The 15,253-nt window shown below is 68.3% G+C and carries 13 protein-coding genes; 6 read left to right on the top strand and 7 right to left on the bottom strand.

The annotated features are described in order from the left end of the window. Positions 1 to 21: 21 nt before the first annotated feature. From F0U60_RS25525 to F0U60_RS25515, 3 genes are all read right to left on the bottom strand, one after another. Entirely contained in the window at positions 22 to 948 is a 927-nt protein-coding gene (locus F0U60_RS25525) for an alpha/beta fold hydrolase (RefSeq protein WP_395824384.1), read from the bottom strand. 93 nt (positions 949 to 1,041) lie between these two features. Further along, entirely contained in the window at positions 1,042 to 1,923 is an 882-nt protein-coding gene (locus F0U60_RS25520; RefSeq protein WP_395824381.1) for a helix-turn-helix domain-containing protein, read from the bottom strand. A gap of 223 nt (positions 1,924 to 2,146) precedes the next feature. Then, positions 2,147 to 3,460, bottom strand: coding sequence for a LysM peptidoglycan-binding domain-containing protein (locus F0U60_RS25515; protein WP_395824378.1), 1,314 nt, complete (start codon positions 3,458 to 3,460; stop codon positions 2,147 to 2,149). Positions 3,461 to 3,634: 174 nt separating this feature from the next. Here F0U60_RS25515 and F0U60_RS25510 point away from each other — a divergent pair, with 174 nt between their 5' ends. From F0U60_RS25510 to F0U60_RS25485, 6 genes are all read left to right on the top strand, one after another. Beyond that, a complete protein-coding gene (locus F0U60_RS25510; protein ID WP_395824375.1) occupies positions 3,635 to 4,255 on the top strand; it encodes an RNA polymerase sigma factor in 621 nt (206 codons plus the stop codon). Continuing rightward, positions 4,255 to 5,028 carry a hypothetical protein gene (locus F0U60_RS25505; protein WP_395824372.1) on the top strand — a complete coding sequence of 258 codons (774 nt, stop codon included), beginning with the start codon at positions 4,255 to 4,257 and terminating at the stop codon, positions 5,026 to 5,028. The genes F0U60_RS25510 and F0U60_RS25505 overlap by 1 nt, the downstream gene beginning before the upstream one ends. Beyond that, on the top strand, positions 5,025 to 6,572 hold the full coding sequence (locus F0U60_RS25500; protein ID WP_395824369.1) for a caspase family protein: 1,548 nt from the start codon (positions 5,025 to 5,027) through the stop codon (positions 6,570 to 6,572). The genes F0U60_RS25505 and F0U60_RS25500 overlap by 4 nt, the downstream gene beginning before the upstream one ends. 36 nt (positions 6,573 to 6,608) lie before the next feature. Then, positions 6,609 to 7,955 (top strand): hypothetical protein, encoded by a 1,347-nt coding sequence (locus F0U60_RS25495; RefSeq protein WP_395824366.1) that lies wholly within the window; start codon positions 6,609 to 6,611, stop codon positions 7,953 to 7,955. A 152-nt stretch (positions 7,956 to 8,107) separates the two neighbouring features. After that, positions 8,108 to 9,562: an FAD-dependent oxidoreductase gene (locus tag F0U60_RS25490; protein WP_395824364.1), complete on the top strand. Its 1,455-nt coding sequence runs from the start codon at positions 8,108 to 8,110 to the stop codon at positions 9,560 to 9,562. Between the two features lie 12 nt (positions 9,563 to 9,574). Continuing rightward, positions 9,575 to 11,149, top strand: coding sequence for an FAD-dependent oxidoreductase (locus F0U60_RS25485; protein WP_395824361.1), 1,575 nt, complete (start codon positions 9,575 to 9,577; stop codon positions 11,147 to 11,149). Here F0U60_RS25485 and F0U60_RS25480 read toward each other — a convergent pair. Genes F0U60_RS25480 through F0U60_RS25465 form a run of 4 tightly spaced genes read right to left on the bottom strand, consistent with a single transcriptional unit; the run spans position 11,106 to position 15,071 of the window. Beyond that, entirely contained in the window at positions 11,106 to 11,774 is a 669-nt protein-coding gene (locus F0U60_RS25480; RefSeq protein WP_395824359.1) for a hypothetical protein, read from the bottom strand. The genes F0U60_RS25485 and F0U60_RS25480 overlap by 44 nt on opposite strands. Continuing rightward, the gene (locus F0U60_RS25475; protein WP_395824356.1) at positions 11,768 to 12,832 is read right to left on the bottom strand and encodes a TadE family protein; all 1,065 of its coding nucleotides are present in this window, start codon (positions 12,830 to 12,832) and stop codon (positions 11,768 to 11,770) included. Before F0U60_RS25475 ends, F0U60_RS25480 begins: the two co-directional genes overlap by 7 nt. Next, on the bottom strand, positions 12,832 to 14,319 hold the full coding sequence (locus F0U60_RS25470; RefSeq protein ID WP_395824353.1) for a pilus assembly protein TadG-related protein: 1,488 nt from the start codon (positions 14,317 to 14,319) through the stop codon (positions 12,832 to 12,834). The genes F0U60_RS25475 and F0U60_RS25470 overlap by 1 nt, the downstream gene beginning before the upstream one ends. Further along, complete coding sequence (locus F0U60_RS25465) at positions 14,316 to 15,071, bottom strand: TadE/TadG family type IV pilus assembly protein (protein WP_395824350.1); 756 nt, start codon at positions 15,069 to 15,071, stop codon at positions 14,316 to 14,318. The genes F0U60_RS25470 and F0U60_RS25465 overlap by 4 nt, the downstream gene beginning before the upstream one ends. Positions 15,072 to 15,253 lie beyond the last annotated feature (182 nt).

The raw sequence follows: 15,253 nt of genomic DNA, 5'->3' as shown, positions 1-15,253 counted from the left end.
GCCCGCGCCGTGGAACTCTGTTCAGGCGCTCACGAGGCTCTTGGGCGCGTGTGCACCCAGGAAGCGCCCAACCCGCGCGCGGACCTCGTCGCGGTGAGAGAAGATGCAGAAGTGCTCGCCTCCGTCGAGCGTGAGCAACTCCGCCCCTGGAACGCGTGCCACGAGATGCTGCGCCTGTGCGTACGGGGCCGAGCTGTCCTTCGTGCCGTGCATGACGAGCATCGGGGCTTTTATCCGCTCGAGAGGAAGCGAGAGTTCGCTGCTCGTGAGGGCGATATCGTTCTCCGTCCCAGCCATCCGCAGCGGCATCCGGTTGTACGTGATCCGCTGCACCTCGCGGAGCAGGGGGCCCGCTTCGGGGTCATTCACCGTGCGCGCGCGCAGGACGGGGTCGGTGATGGACCGGCGCGAGGCACGCTCCGGATCCTGTCTGGCCTTCCTCTTCTGCATCGCGGTGACGAATGGGCTGAAGCGGACGGCCAGCTTCAAGATGTACCAGGCCATCGGCAGCCGCCCAGCGAAGCGGGAGTGGAACGACGAGATGATGACGAGCCCCCAGCAGCGCTCCGGGTAGCTGAGCGCGAACTGGAGCGCGGAAGGGCCGCCACCGGAAATGGCCATCACCGCCACGCGTTCAATGCCGAGCGCGTCGAGCAGGTCACGGTAGAGCTCCGCCTGCTCCGCCGGCGCCCGGCCGAGCGAGAGGGATGTCCCGAGATAGCCGGGGCGGGAGATCGCAATGTACCGAAAGCCTGGGACACCGGCCGTGCGTGCGAGCACCGAGGCCTGGTCATAGCCCCCCATGGCCCCATGGAGCGCGAGCACCGCCGGGCCCTCGCCCAGGGAGACACACTCGACGGAGCCTCGCCGCGTCTGCACCATCACCGGTTGCGAATCGCCGGGGAGCATCGCCGCCCCCCGCGGCTCGAGCTCATGTGAAGCGAGCATGCTGTCCTCCTCCTGAAGTCAGCACCGAAGCTAAGGCGCCCCCGGAGCGCTGTATTGTAGAAATGCGACACGGCGCATCCCGCCCGCGAAGGCCTACCGGCGATAGCGGTGGATGACGCGCGTCTCTTCGCGCGAGAGCCGCCGGTTCAAGAACGTACCCTTGTCGCCAGGCAGCCGGTTGGTCAGCGCCTTGAAGTCGTGGATGAGATGCGCCTGGTCCGAGTAGCCACACGCCTGCGCGAGCTCGCCGAGGCTCGTGTACGCGCCCAAGTGGATCGCCCCGAGGACGTTACGGAGGCGGACGAGCCGGCTCATGCGCTTGGGCGTCATGCCGAAATGCTCCAGGAAGCGGCGCTCCAGGCCACGCACGTTGAGGCCGAGCTCCTCGGCAAGCGCCTCGACCCGGAGCTGTCCGCCGTGCGCTTCGAGGAGCTGAGTGGCCCTGCGGCAGCGCACGTCTCCCACGAGCGGCGGGGCCACGTCCCGCATCAGCTCCGCGAGCGCATGCTGACGCGACGCGAGGTCCGGCAGGAGGCGCAATCGCTCGGCCACTGCTTGGATGGGCAGCCCTCCGAGGTGCGTCAGCTCGACGAAGCCGTTGGTGAGCTCCGAGGCGCGAATGTCCGCGAGGCGCGGCGCCTGGCCGGGCCGGAAGCGGATGACGAGGTACTCGGAACCAACCTCGCGCTCTACGGCCGCTCGCTCGGTCGCGGGCCCGAGCATCACCGCCCGGCAACCGTGTTCGGAGTGGCGGAAGATGAGATGGGCGCCCGCATCCGGGAAGAGCTCGTGGAGCGAAGTGCCCACCCCGGCGCGGCCCGGTGTCGCCCAGCACAGGTCGATCTGACTGGAGAGCCCGGGAGGCGGGGTCGAGATGAGGCTCGAGCGCTCGTCTTCCTCAAGGGGCGCTCGTGGGCCACGCCCACCCGGATCGCGCAGGCGTTCGCGGCGAGTGTGGAGCGGTGGCGTGGACATCCGAAGCACCTCCGACCCCGTGCATAACACACCGGCGCGTGGCCTCGTATGCGGTCCACCTCTCGAGCCCGGCCCGCGTTCAGATCCCGTCGGACGAGGGGTTGACCCGAGTGCTCCCCTGCTCGCCATTGATCACAAACACACAGCCAAGCCCAGGAAGGACGAGAAGGACGCGCGGCGATCCCTCTCCTTTCTCAAACGCAAGTGACAGGGGAACAGGCGCTCAGGCGCCGAGCACGCTCAGCGCACGCTGGTAGTAGGCGTCGCGGCTCGCCTTGCCGTTGTAGCCACCGTTCACCCGGTAGGTGACGGCGTCGAAGTTGCCCGCATCCGCGTACGCGTTGAGGTTGCGGCTGTTCCAGAACCACGCGGCCGTGCGGAAGCCCACGTCTGGATCCGCAGCACGGTGGGGGTTGTTCTCCAGGTCGATGCCCAGCGCCTGGCCCGCCGCGCGGTAGTTGGAGCGGCCCGTGAGCTGGATGGGCCCGCGACCCTTGTACCGCACGCCGTCACCCGGCTGGGTGTTGCCCAGGTCCCTGCGGCCCTCGTAAGCGGCACCGGAGGCGATCTCCTCGAAGTAGCGGAACTGCGCGCTCTCGTGCGCGAGCTGGGCGAGGAAGGCGGCCTGCCGGCGGGGCGTGTTGATGTTCGCCTCCCTCATGGCGGAGTTGAGGTGGGGCAGGAGCTGCTGCGCCCGATCCGCCGAGAGGTTGGGCATGATGGCCCGGAGCTGCTGGAGCGACACGCCGCCGGAGGAGCCCGGCTCGTTGCCCGGGCCCGTGACGGGGCCAGGACCGGACACGGGAGGACTGCCACCGCCGCCTCCGCCAGGGATGGTGAGGCGCTGGCCGGCGAAGATGAGGTTGGGGTTGGAGATGCCGTTGGCGGACGCAATCGCCCCCACGGTGGTCCCGAAACGCCCGGCGATACCGCTGAGCGTGTCTCCCGACTGCACGGTGTAGCTGCGCGAGCCACCACCGCTGGCAGGGGGCGCACTGGGACCCTGCGCGGGAGCCCCACCGGGGATGGTGAGGCGCTGGCCGGCGAAGATTCGGTTGGGATTGGAGATGCCGTTGGCGGACGCAAGCGCACCCACAGTGGTACCAAAGCGCCCGGCGATCCCACTGAGCGTGTCCCCCGACTGCACGGTGTAGCTGCGCGAGCCACCGCTGGCAGGAGGCGCACTGGGCCTCTGTGCCGGAGCCCCGCCGGGAATGGTGAGGCGCTGGCCGGCGAAGATGCGGTTGGGATTGGAGATGCCGTTGGCGGACGCAAGCGCACCCACGGTGGTGCCAAAGCGCCCGGCAATCCCACTGAGCGTGTCCCCTGATTGGACGGTGTAGCTGCGCGAGCCGCCCCCACCAGAGCTCGCGGGGGCCGCATCGAAGCCGTCAGGGATGACGAGTTGCTGGCCCGCGAAGATGCGATCCGGATTGGAGATGCGGTTGGCCTGTGCGAGGCGCTCCACCGAGGTGTTGAAGCGGCGCGCGAGGGCGCCCAGGGTATCGCCACTGCGGATCGTATAGGACTGGGACACGAGAACTCCGCTCGAAGGAGACACTCGGATTCTCGAATCGAGCGCTGAGAAGTTGCTGAAAAAATTCTCGGCCGCCGAGCAGACGGTTCAAGGACGCCTCGTCCCGAGGAGCATGGTAGAGACCGCCTCGAAAAATATTCGTCCAGAGGGCCGGCCACGGACGTTCTGCAGCGGATGGCATCCGCACACCGCGCGGTCGAGACCCCGCGCCTCTTCAAGATGACGTCGTTGACCCCGGATACCGCCCCGCCAGAGGCCGGACCGTCATGGCTGGACCGTTTCCATGCCGGAGACGCTGAGGTCCTGCAGGCGTGCTACCGCGAGCACTTCGAGGGAGTCCTGCGGGTGGTTTCGCGGCTCCTCCCCGCCGTGGACGCCGAGACGGTCATCCACGACCTCTTCCTGCGGCTGCTCTCGAGTGAGGAAGTGAGGCGCTCCTTCCAGGGAGGGTCCCTGCCCGCCTGGCTGAACACGCTCGCGCGCAACCAGGCCCTGGACGTGTTGCGCCGGCGCCAGCGCGAGCAGGAGGCCCTGGCGCGCTTCGCCAGCGAGCAGGACGACACAGCCACGACGCCGCTGGAGCCTGCGCTCGACGCCGAGTCCCTGCTGGAACGCTTCCGCCGGGAGCGACTCCCCCCCAAATGGGCCCCCGTCTTCGAGGCCCGCTTCATCCGCCAGCTCAGCCAGAGAGAGGCGGCCCAGTCCTTGGGAATACAGCGCACGACATTGGCCTACCAGGAGCTGCGTGTGCGCCACCTGCTGAAGAAGTTCCTGCTCTCCCCGGAGGTGCGCTGATGGGTACGGCCTGTGACATGACCCCGCTGGTGGACCGTCACTTCGCGGCGAGCATCTCCCCCGAGGACGAGCGCCGGATGCGCACACACGTCACCGGCTGCGCCACGTGCCGGGACCGCTACACACGCCTCGAGTTGCTGTCCCGCCTGGATCCTCGGGCCCCGAAGGCACAGGAGCGGCTGGCGCGCGGATTGGGATTCTCCTCGCACGCGGTATCCGTCCGCTCCACCCCCTGGATCCCCACACTCACCGTGCTGGCCGCCGCGTGTGTGGCACTCCTCCTGGTGCGAGTGCCGGGGGTACGGGAAGACACGGCCTTCACGCCCCGGGGAGGCGAAGCCGTGGCGGGTCCCGCGCGCCTCGTGGTGTACGCCGTGGGGCAGGACGGCAACGTAGCGCCGGTGGGTGACACGGTACGGCCCGAGCAGGAGCTGGCGTTCGGCTATCGCAACCCCGAGGCGAAGCGCTTCTTGATGGTGTTTGGCGTGGACTCGGCTGGGCGCGTGCATTGGTACTTTCCGAGCTGGACGGTCCCGGAGGAGGATCCGACGTCGATCCCCATCTCCCCGGGTGACGACCTGCACGAGCTTCCGGAAGCCATCTCCCAATCTCTGGCGCCGGGCCGCCTGGCCGTGCACGCCGTCTTCCTCGACACACCGCTCACGGTTCGGCAGATGGAGGAGCGGCTCGGGGCCGCGGGGCCACAAGACGTCACCGCCGCGCTGCCCGAGGGAGCGTTGCACAGCACGCTCGAGCTTCAGGTGACCCCATGAGACCCCTGCTCTTCTTGAGTGCACTCCTCACCGTCACGGCTGCCGCGGCCGAGGCGCCCGCACCTCGCGCCGAAGGCTCGCGAACGGCCGTGTTCGCGCTCATCATCGGCGTCAACCGGAGCCACGAGGCGAACCTGCCCACGCTGCGCTACGCGGACGACGATGCGGCGCGCTACCTGGATCTGTTCCGCCTGCTCGGCGCGCGCACGTACCTGCTGTCTCGCCTGGACGAGAACACACGGCGACTCCACCCGCAGGCGGCGGCCGAGGCGGTGGACCCCAATCGTGAAGCGCTCACCCAGGCCGTCGGCGCGCTCGCGAAGGACATTGCCCTGGCGCGCGAGCGCGGCGTGGAGGCGGTGGCCTACGTCGTCTACGCGGGCCATGGCAACGTGCGCAATGGCGAGGGCTACCTCAGCCTGGAAGACGGGACGCTCACGGGCCACGCGCTGGCGCGGGAGGTGGTGGGACGACTCGCCGCGGACCGGGTGCACCTCATCGTGGACGCCTGCTACTCCTACTTCCTCGCCTATAGCCGGGGGCCAGGTGGGCAGCGCCGTGCGCTCGCGAAGGGCTTCAGCGAGACCCAGGGGCTCGCGCAGGACGACAACGTCGGGCTGCTGCTCTCCACCTCCTCGGCACGCGAGAGCCACGAGTGGGAGGCCTTCCAGGCGGGGGTCTTCCATCACGAGGTACGCTCGGGTCTGTTCGGGGCCGCGGATGCGGACGGCGATGGACAGGTGAGCTACCGGGAGATCGCCGCCTTCGTGGAGCGCGCGAACTCGGCCATCCCCAACGAGCGCTTCCGGCCACAGGTTCACGTGCGGCCCCCTCGTGGTTCCGAGTTGCTGGTGGATCTGCGCCCCGGACTCCAGCGCCGACTGGAGGTAGATGGAGCCTCCGGGGCCCACTACATCCTCGAGGACGTGAACGGGGTACGGCTGGCGGAGTTCCACAACGCGCCCGGCCAGCCGCTGAACCTGCTGCGTCCCCCACCGCGAGGGCCTTCATTCCTGCGGAAGGTGGGCGAGGAAGAGCGCGAGTACCCGCTGCCGTCCGTGCCAGACGTCGTGCGCGTGGCAGAGCTCGCCCCCGAGCCGGTGCGCGTGGCCTCGCGCGGCGCGGCGCACGCCTCCTTCGAGCACATCTTCACCCTCCCCTTCGATGCACAGGCCGTGGACGAATACGTCTATCCCCAGCCCTCGGCGCTCGGGCTGGAAGATTCGCCAGCGCTCTCTCCGCGCGCAAAGCTGGGATGGACAGGGCTGGCCATCGGTGGCGCAGCGCTGGGCTCCAGCCTGGCCACAGTCCTGGTGGCTCGCCACACGCGAGAGGGCGTCACGGATGACATGCCTCAGCGAGAGGTGGCCCTGCGCAACGCGCGCATCCGCTCGCTCAACACCGCGGGGGCCGTGCTCGCCACGGCGGGCGGCGCCGTCGCACTGGGCGGCGCCTTGCTGCTCCTCTGGCCCGAAGCGGAGGCAGTGCCTCAACTGTCGATGGGGCCGGACGGCGCGGTGCTCGGAATCGCGGGAGCATTTTAATTCGTCCACCCGAGGGCCCCCTCTCGTTAAGGGGATATGAACAAACACCTCTTACTCTTCCGCGCTTCACTGTTGGCCGTGCTCCTCACAACCTCCGCGTGTGTGAACCTCATCCTGGAGGACGACCGCCCCTGCCCCTGCGGCCAGGGCTGGACCTGCTGCGAGGCGGCCCAGGTCTGCGTCCCAGAGGGAATGGCGGGTACGGAGTGCTCGGCATTGCAACCCGTGGACCCGGACCCCGCCGGGTTCTGCGAGGAGCCGAACTGCCGGGTGGAGAAACTCGTGTCCTTCGAAGCGGGTGAGGGAGCGCGCTACGCCGACGACCTCACGTTCTTCCGAAACGAGGAAGCGTTCCTGTGGGGCTCGACCGTCCTCCATCAAGAACCCAGGATCTGCGTGCGACCCTACTGCCAGTGGTCCATCCCCCTGTACAAGTGGACCGTTCCCTACGTCGAGGAAGAGCCGACCTGGCTCGAACCCGTGGGACTGCGCGGGACGAAGAGTCTGGTCCTCATACCGGGGACGAAAGCAGACGCGCCCGGCACCTTGCGGCTGCGGTGGTGTGATCCGCAGACCAACGGGTGCCGCAGGGCTCCGGATGAACTCGTGTTCCAGACCAGCGGAGGGTTCCCCCACGTCCTCCTCGTGGGAGATGACCTGCTCGTCGCCAGCGCCGGAACGATCGGGAATGCACCGGCCGGCTCCATCCTGCGGCAGGTTCCCGGCCGGAATGAACTGGAAGTGCTGGTCGCCGGTGGAGAGGCGGCGCCGCACCGCTACCTGAAGGACGAGGAGGTGACGGTCGGCGAGCATCTGGCCAGGGCCTCCACGAGCATGGGGGTGTCGAACGGAATGCTGTTCTGGCGCGCGGGACAGCACGTCTGGAGTTGCCCGCTGACGGGGTGCCCCGCCTCGGGACCGGTGGCGCAGGCCTACAACCGGGACGGCATCGACACGATCCTCTTGCATGGGGACTTCCTGTACTGGACGACACGTGGGCAGACTCCCGGCCTGGACGCCGAGCTCTTCTCCGTGTTCCGGCACAAGTGGACCGATGCCGCCGCCCCGATTGAGCTGCTGCAGTCGGAGGCACGCATCGGCAACGAGGTCTCCACCCGCATCGCAGTGGACGAGCACGGGCTCTACTTCTTGAAGGAGACGTTCACGCCGAACGAGCAGGGAGATCTGACCTGGACGGGTGCGGAGCTGCGCGCCTGCCCGGAGATGAAGTGCGGTACCGAGGAGCGCGTCCTGCTGCGGGGCGGCACCCGGAGCGAGGCCCTCTACGGCCTGACCGCAGGCCCGGACGGGCTCTACCTCTACAACGGCCATAGCATCATGCGGGTCCGTCCTCACACGTTTGAGACAAAGGCCTCGCAATAGACAGACACGATCGGGGCTCCCCGTCGAGACGCAACGGGGAGCCCTGGAGGAGCGCTCGGAGACCTCCGGCTCGTTCGGGAATCGGACACCGTTCCGAACCCGGTGCTGCGGTGACCGTCGCGGACGCCTAGCGTGGGCGCGAAGGAGGAGCCGTGCTGGGAATCGACGAGATCAAGGCCCGGGTGCGCGAGGCAGGGGGACCTGAGCTGCTCGAGCGCTTGGAGCGGCTCGATGCGGAGCGTGTCCGCCCGCCCATGGAAGCACCTTCCGTGCGCGCACCCGGAAGGGGCACCCGTCCGGACTTCGACGTGGTGCTCGCAGGCGGTGGGCTCTCCTTGCTGTACGCGCCCGTGCTGGCGGGGCTTGGATTGAAGGTCGGAGTGTTCGAGCGCTCCCGGGCGGCGGTGGCGCATCGGGAGTGGAACATCAGCGGCCCCGAGCTCGCGCCCTTGACGGTGAGCGGCCTCTTCCGCCCCGAGGAGGTGGGGTCGCTCATCGTCGCTCGCTACGAGGACGGCGTCTGCCGCTGGCATGGCGGCGGTGAGTATCCAGTCCGGGGCGTGCTCGACCACGCCGTGGATGCCGGTCGGCTCCTCCGGGACATTCGCCAACGGGCCGAGCAGCGCGGGGTCACCTTCCATGACGGCCATGCACTGGTGGGCGTGGGTGAGGGTCCCCAGGCCGTGCGCCTGCTGTTCGAGCGGCCCGGGGGAAGACGGGCCGAGGTGACCGCGCGTGTGGTGCTCGATGCGCGGGGGATTTCCAGTCCTCACGCGACGGCGGATCTCCTCTGCCCTACCGTCGGAGGAGTCCTCTCCGGATTGAAGGAAGGCACCGCCCCCGACGAGCTGAATCCCCAACGGGGCGACATCCTGGTGACGACCGAGGGCGTTGAAGAAGGGCGCCAACACATCTGGGAAGGGTTTCCCGGACGCCCGGGCGAGGCGACGGTCTACCTGTTCTATTACGCCCAGGCGCGCCGGATCCGCGAGCACGCGCTGCTCCGGCTCTACGGGCGATTCTTCGAGCGCCTGGGACGATACAAGCGGGGTGAGCCGCGTCTGCTCCGGCCAACGTTTGGCTACATCCCAGGCTGGTCACGGTTGGTGCCGCCCCCGCGCGCGCCGGGACGCCGGGTGGTGTTGGTGGGCGATGCAGCCGCGCGGCACTCGCCGCTGACCTACTGCGGCTTCGGCGCGATGATGCGCTCGTTCCTCCCTGGCTCCAGGGCCATCGCCGCCGCGCTCGCGTACGACCACGCCCCTCCCGAGTCCATCGTTCATGACACGCCGCTGCACTCGGTGACCGGGGCGCTGGCGCTCTTCATGGCCCTGCCCTCCCACGCGCCCGAGCGCCGCGACGACGTGAACCAACTCCTGGACACCGCCTTCGCCGCCCTCCACGAACTGGGCAACGACACCTATGCGGCACTGCTCAAGGATCAAATGCCTGGGACGGACTTCGTGCGCTTCCTCCAGCACATCGCCAGGAAACGGCCCCAGGTGTACCGAGACGCCCTTACGCTCGCGGGCTTTGGACCGCTCGCCCTCGCCCGCTGGCTGGGCGGGCTCTCTCGCGTGTTGATCCCCCTGCCCGCTTCACCCTGACCGGAGCGACCCATGCGCCTTCCGCTCGCATTGCCGAAGCTGTCCACCGGGCGTTTCTCCCCCGAGCGGCTCGCCCCCTCTCCCCAGGCAAGGCGCCCCCGCGCGCCCGAGGGCCTCTCCGCCGCAGTGGTGGGCGGAGGTTTGGCCGGCATGGCGGCAGCCACCGTCCTGGCCGAGCGGGGCGTCCGCGTCACCGTCATCGAGCGCGAGCCATTCCTTGGGGGCCGGGTGGCGGCCTGGAGGGAACGTCTGGCGGACGGAGAGCCTTTCGACATGGAGCGTGGCTTCCATGCCTTCTTCCGCCAGTACTACAACCTGCGTGCGTTGCTGCGCCGCGTGGATCCTCGACTGGAGCGCCTGCGCCGGCTGGAGGACTACCCCATCTACGGCCCTGGAGGGAGCATGGAGTCCTTCTCCAACCTCCCCGCGCTCCCGCCCTTCAATCTCATCAGCCTTGTCCGCCGCTCGCCGTCGCTGCGGCTCATGGAGCTGCGTCACATCGACGTTCGCTCCGGCCTGGCGATGCTCGCTTTCGACATGGAGCGGACGTACGCCACGTTCGATCACCGCAATGCGCGCGAGTACCTGGACTCGCTCCGGTTCCCGCCCCATGCCCGGCGCATGATGTTCAATGTCTTCTCCCACTCCTTCTTCAATCCGGAGGAGGACATGTCGGCGGCTGAGCTGCTGATGATGTTTCACTTCTACTTCATGGGGAATCCGGAGGGCCTCGTCTTCGACGTGCTCGACGAGTCGTTCGCCTCGGCGCTGTGGCACCCGCTGCGCCGCTACCTGGAGAAGAGACACGTCCAATTCCGGCTCGGCCAATCCGTCACCGCGGTGAACCCTCGCGAGGACGGGGGCGTGCGAATCCAGGTGGAAGACGCGGAGCCCGTCGAGGCGGACGCGGTGGTGCTCGCCACCACGGTGCCGGCGCTCCAGCGGATTGTGACGAACTCGCCGGAGCTGCTCGACAGGGGGTGGCGCGAGAAGGTCCTGGGGCTCTCGCTGACCTCGCCGTTCGCAGTCTGGCGGCTGTGGCTCGATCGCCCGTCCGGGCCAGGCCGCCATCCCTTCGTGGGCACCACCGGGCTGGGAATCATCGACAACATCTCGCTCTATCACCTGTTCGAGGGCGAGAGCCGACGGTGGGCGGCGCGGACGGGCGGCTCCGTGGTCGAGCTCCATGCCTATGGTCTGCCACTGGAGCTCGACGAAGAGTCCGTGCGGCGCGAGCTCCTCGGAGGCCTGCACACGCTCTACCCGGAGCTTCGCGACGCGCGCACGCTCGAGGAGCGATTCCTGCTCCGCCGGGATTGTCCCTCCTTCGCTCCGGGCTCCTTCCGGACACGTCCCACGGTGGAGACGCCCTCCCCGCGGGTAGCGCTCGCCGGCGACTTCGTCCGCTTGCCCATCCCCACGGCCTTGATGGAGCGCGCCACCACCTCGGGCTTCATGGCCGCCAACCATCTCCTCGAGGGCTGGGGCATCCAGGGAGAGGAGATCTGGTCCGTCCCCAGAGCCGGGCTGCTCGCGGGGCTCGCTACCGCCCGGGATCCAGGGGCAGCGGCTCTCCAGCCGTCTTGAGGAAGAGCACGGCGTCGACCCAGTCCCCCTTCACGGAGAGGGACAACCGGATCTCCTGCTCCCGCCTGCGGAAGACGCGAGGTGATTCCTCCTTGTACCCGGCGCGGGTGAGCTGCTCGCGGTACCAGTTGTGCACCTGCGCCTCCTTCGCTGCCACGCGGAAGGTGAGCGTCTGTGCACCCTCGAAGTCGCCATGCAGGACGTTCACCGCTCCGGGGTACACGGGAACGAGTTTGGATGGAGCGGCCGGCCGGGGCGCGTTCAGCTTCGCCTCGCCGAGCACCACCGACGTGAGCCCTCCAGGCTCGGGTTCGAAGATGACGGTGTAGGAGGTGAAGGTCCGCGTATCCAGCGCGGTGAGGTGGGGCTGGGCGATCAGCTGCTGCTGCTGGCGCTGGATGTAGAAGCCAGCCTCGTCAAAGGCGGTGGCGAAGTACTGGAGGAGGCGCTGCACCGTCTCCCGCGAGGTGTAGACCTGGAGACGAACGGGCACGCCCCCCACGCTCATCTCGGAAGGAACCTCCACCACGGACACCAGCCCCGGCACCTTCCAATGAAAGGGATCCGGGGCCTGCGCGGGGGACGCGGCCATCAACAGCTTGAGGACAAGCAACCCACTCAGCATCCCCTGATCCCCAGAAAACAGACGTTGGACTGACGGCGCAGGGCGGTCGGCTTGTGCTCCACACCGCCGGTATTGCGGGGCCGATCGAGCTCGTCCTGCGACTCGCCGGGCGGCGTGCTCTGCTCGATGTAGTCGTCCTCCTCGCCGCGGTAGCTCATGAAGAAGCCGTTCTCGTCGATGGGGCTGTAGCCGACGAAGTACTCGGCGAAGTCGGAGGCGGAGTGACCGGCGGCGCGCCCGTTCTTGTCGAACACATTCAGGGCCGCCTCATAGAAGGCCCGGTTCTCCGCGCAGGGCTCGTTCGGCTGCTCCGGCCGAAGAGGACACTGCCCGCTCACCTCGCGATCCGCGAAGCCAAAGTCCCCGAGGAGGATGCCGTAGCGACCCTGGCACCTGCCCCCCACGGCCTGGCCCGCAGCGCACACGCGCATGTCGAGCCGCACGGAGTGCTTCTCCTCGAAGAAGCCCGTGCGTCCCTCAAGGAAGGTGGTGGGCAACGAGGGCAAGCCCTCGATGTGCGCCTCCGCGGCGCAGGTGATGCCACCCATGTTCTCGTAGACACCGTCGAGCACGCTGTCCTCCGAGTCTCCCACGTCCTGCCCGGGCGGGGCCTGAGGCCAGTCACCCTGCCGTGGCGCCAGGAGCGCCGGCTTCTGGCTCCGGGGAACGTCGAACTCAATCTTGTCCTCGCGGTCGCACCGCACACGCAGCTCATTCAGTCGGGTGAAGACCTGGGTGACCTGCGTGCGGGAGCCCGGGGTGGAGCTACGTCCGTCGAAGTCCACGTAACGCGCGTTGGCGTTGGCCATCACCGCGGGAGCAATCGCGGGGAAGGTGCTGAAGTCACCGATGGCCCCTCGCTGCTCGCGCATCCGATGCACCCGAAGCGCCGTGCTATCCCAGAGCGGGGAGACGGCGGCCTCGTGCACCTTGAGCGAGAGGTAACCCACCTCGGCGAAGTGGATGCCGAACATCACCACGGTGACGAAGACGATCAGGCTCAGGGCCAGCTCCACCGAGGACTGGCCACGTGGAGCGCGTTGAAGCATCCCGCGCATCAGTGCACTCCCTTGTAACCCGCTCGGATGAGCTGCTGGTAGGCCTCGGCCGCCGGTCCGCCCACCGTGTCCGGGATGTCGGTGCCACCGCGCCTCAGGTCTCCCCCACTGTCGATGTCCGAGGCGACGAGGGTGGCGCGCCAGAAGGGATTCCAGAGGTTGGGCGGCTCGTTCCAGTGTCCGCGCCGGTGGTAGTAGGCCAGCCCGGTGGCGAGCGCGGACTGCACGCTGATGTCCGTGCCATCCGCCAGGTGCAGGCCGTGGTTGTCGAAGGTGCTGTCGCGCCCGGCGGTGAAGCGGAAGCGGAAGAGCAGGTTCCAGGGATCCGCGCGCAGTCCCCGCACCTTGTAGTCCCGCTGGGCGAGCGCGAAGATCTTCGGCTGGGCCCAGAGGTTGTCGTCCGAGCGGTCGCCCGTGTTGTACGCCATGCCCCCGACGAAGGTAGTCGGGCAGTACTCGCGCGGGAAGCAGGGCAGAAGCGTGTGCCGGTACTGCTTCTCCATGCCCGGATCCGAGCCACCGATTGCTGGGACGTCAGGCGTCCACCAGTGGTTGTCGGAGTCATCCTGAAGGTCGGTGGCCTTCACGCCCGCCCAGGCCCTGATGCTGAAGGGAGCGCAGCCGGGAAAGCGGACCTCCACCACGGCATGGTCCTCCGCCCAGGTGAAGTAGGTCTTTTCCGCCCGTCCACCATGCCCCAGGGCCTCACCCCAATAGGAGCTGCCTCCCTGACGGATGACGCGCAGACTGCCTCCCGCGGCGGAGATGGCCCCCAGGATGCCCCCGGAACCCGTGAAGCTCGGCATCCCCTGGCGGCGGGTGATGAACTCGTAGCCCCGGCTGGCCATGGCCATGTCCACGGCGTGGTCGAAGCCTCCAGAGGTGGCATACGCCAGCTCGTTCAGGGACACCTGGGTGGGCCCCGCGCGCAGCTCGCCCTTGAAACGACTGCCCTCGTTGGCCAGCTTCGCCAGCTGCTCGGTGAAGGACTCCTGCCCTCCCCCGACGCTCTGCTGGAGTTGCTGGAACATCATCCCCTGCATGACCGCCAGGTGGAAGGCAAGGACATGGATGTTGTAGGTCTGCACGCCCGCCTCCGCGTCCAGCTCGTTCCACCTGCGCGAGATCTCCTCGTTCGTGGTCTCCAGGGCCTCGAGCGCCTCAGCGGCGGCGGGACAGCCCGCGGCGGCCAGGCGCGAGGCGTTGAGGTTGGCGCGCGTCAGGCTGGTCCAGCTGATGAGGCTCATCGTCCCAGTCGCGGCCACCAGGTGCGCGGTCTGGGCGCGGCGCATCAGGGCGATGCTGTTGAAGGTGCGCGCGGTGGCCACCGCTCCGCTGTAGGCGGCCAGGTCCGCCACGCTCTGGGTCTCCATCTTCTCGCGAAGCTTCAGGGAGAACGAGAGCGACAGGCAGACCATGACCGTGACCAGCAGCATCGTCAGGCACATGAGCACCAGCGACTGGCCTCGGGAGCGAATGGAGCTCATAGGCCCTCCGGCGTGAGGGGACAGTTCTGGGTCTCGAAGAACCGGAGCCGTGCCGAGGTCATCATGCGCATGGAGTAGCTGGCCTGGAGCGGGAAGACATAGTCACGACGCTCGGCGCGCGAGAGCAGCTCCTGGCGGATGGCCGCATCGAGCGAGGGAACCACCTGGCCCGTCCAGTGCGCCGTGTGGGTCGGAATGAGCGGATCCGTGGAGGAGTATTCGCGCAGCCCCATGTGGGCCAGGAACATCCGGCTCAACACCCAGTCCGCGAAGGGAATGCGCAGGGGGTACCAGAAGACGAGCCGCGCCTCCAGCCGCATCACATCCGCCACACTGGCGTAGCGGGCCGGATCATCGAAGGACTCTTCCTCGTCCGGACGGATCTGCGCGCGCAGCGGCCGCTCCCGAGCAATCCACACGATGCTGCCGCTGTGCCCCGAGTCGTGCCCGGGCCGGTACTGGTTGTCCCGATGGTTGCGAAAGGCCGTCCCGAGCGCTGCCGGCGAATCCGTCCGAGCGAAGGACGGCAGTAACACCGCGATGGCCGCGTGGCTCATGGCCTCGCAGTCCCCATGCTTGACGCTGCCCGTGCGCACAGCACGGAACGCCGCGTACTCGGTCAGAGCTCGCGCCTGGAGCAGTAGAAAGAGTTGGAGCGTCCCCAGGATCAGGAAAACCGCCAATGGAAGCGTGATCGCTGCCTCCACCGCCGCCTGACCCGATTGAAGCTCCGTAGGGAGATTCCGCGACATGACGGAGGGGGCTTTTGCTCGCATTCGTTCCGGTAATCCAGAGAATCATGGAGATGTGTCCAATATCTCTGTTTTCCTGAATTTTAGGAGGATAAGTCGCACACTACCTTAAGAGCAACATCCCTGTAGCGACACGTGGCTTCACCAGCGAACGGGAGCCCCCGGGACCAGGTGACCCGGGG

The organism is Archangium minus (assembly GCF_044360475.1).
In the GTDB taxonomy this organism is placed as follows: Bacteria; Myxococcota; Myxococcia; order Myxococcales; family Myxococcaceae; genus Archangium; species Archangium minus.
The sequence above is the reverse complement of the archived record's forward strand: the minus strand, read 5'-3'. Positions and strand labels throughout refer to the sequence as shown.

Excerpts from the sequence above, each read along its gene's own strand:
- F0U60_RS25525 (WP_395824384.1), bottom strand. The coding sequence starts at position 948 with ATGCTCGCTTCACATGAGCTCGAGCCGCGGGGGGCGGCGATGCTCCCC.
- F0U60_RS25520 (WP_395824381.1), bottom strand. The coding sequence starts at position 1,923 with ATGTCCACGCCACCGCTCCACACTCGCCGCGAACGCCTGCGCGATCCG.
- F0U60_RS25510 (WP_395824375.1), top strand. The coding sequence starts at position 3,635 with ATGGCATCCGCACACCGCGCGGTCGAGACCCCGCGCCTCTTCAAGATG.
- F0U60_RS25505 (WP_395824372.1), top strand. The coding sequence starts at position 4,255 with ATGGGTACGGCCTGTGACATGACCCCGCTGGTGGACCGTCACTTCGCG.
- F0U60_RS25500 (WP_395824369.1), top strand. The coding sequence starts at position 5,025 with ATGAGACCCCTGCTCTTCTTGAGTGCACTCCTCACCGTCACGGCTGCC.
- F0U60_RS25495 (WP_395824366.1), top strand. The coding sequence starts at position 6,609 with ATGAACAAACACCTCTTACTCTTCCGCGCTTCACTGTTGGCCGTGCTC.
- F0U60_RS25485 (WP_395824361.1), top strand. The coding sequence starts at position 9,575 with ATGCGCCTTCCGCTCGCATTGCCGAAGCTGTCCACCGGGCGTTTCTCC.
- F0U60_RS25480 (WP_395824359.1), bottom strand. The coding sequence starts at position 11,774 with ATGCTGAGTGGGTTGCTTGTCCTCAAGCTGTTGATGGCCGCGTCCCCC.
- F0U60_RS25475 (WP_395824356.1), bottom strand. The coding sequence starts at position 12,832 with ATGCGCGGGATGCTTCAACGCGCTCCACGTGGCCAGTCCTCGGTGGAG.
- F0U60_RS25470 (WP_395824353.1), bottom strand. The coding sequence starts at position 14,319 with ATGAGCTCCATTCGCTCCCGAGGCCAGTCGCTGGTGCTCATGTGCCTG.
- F0U60_RS25465 (WP_395824350.1), bottom strand. The coding sequence starts at position 15,071 with ATGTCGCGGAATCTCCCTACGGAGCTTCAATCGGGTCAGGCGGCGGTG.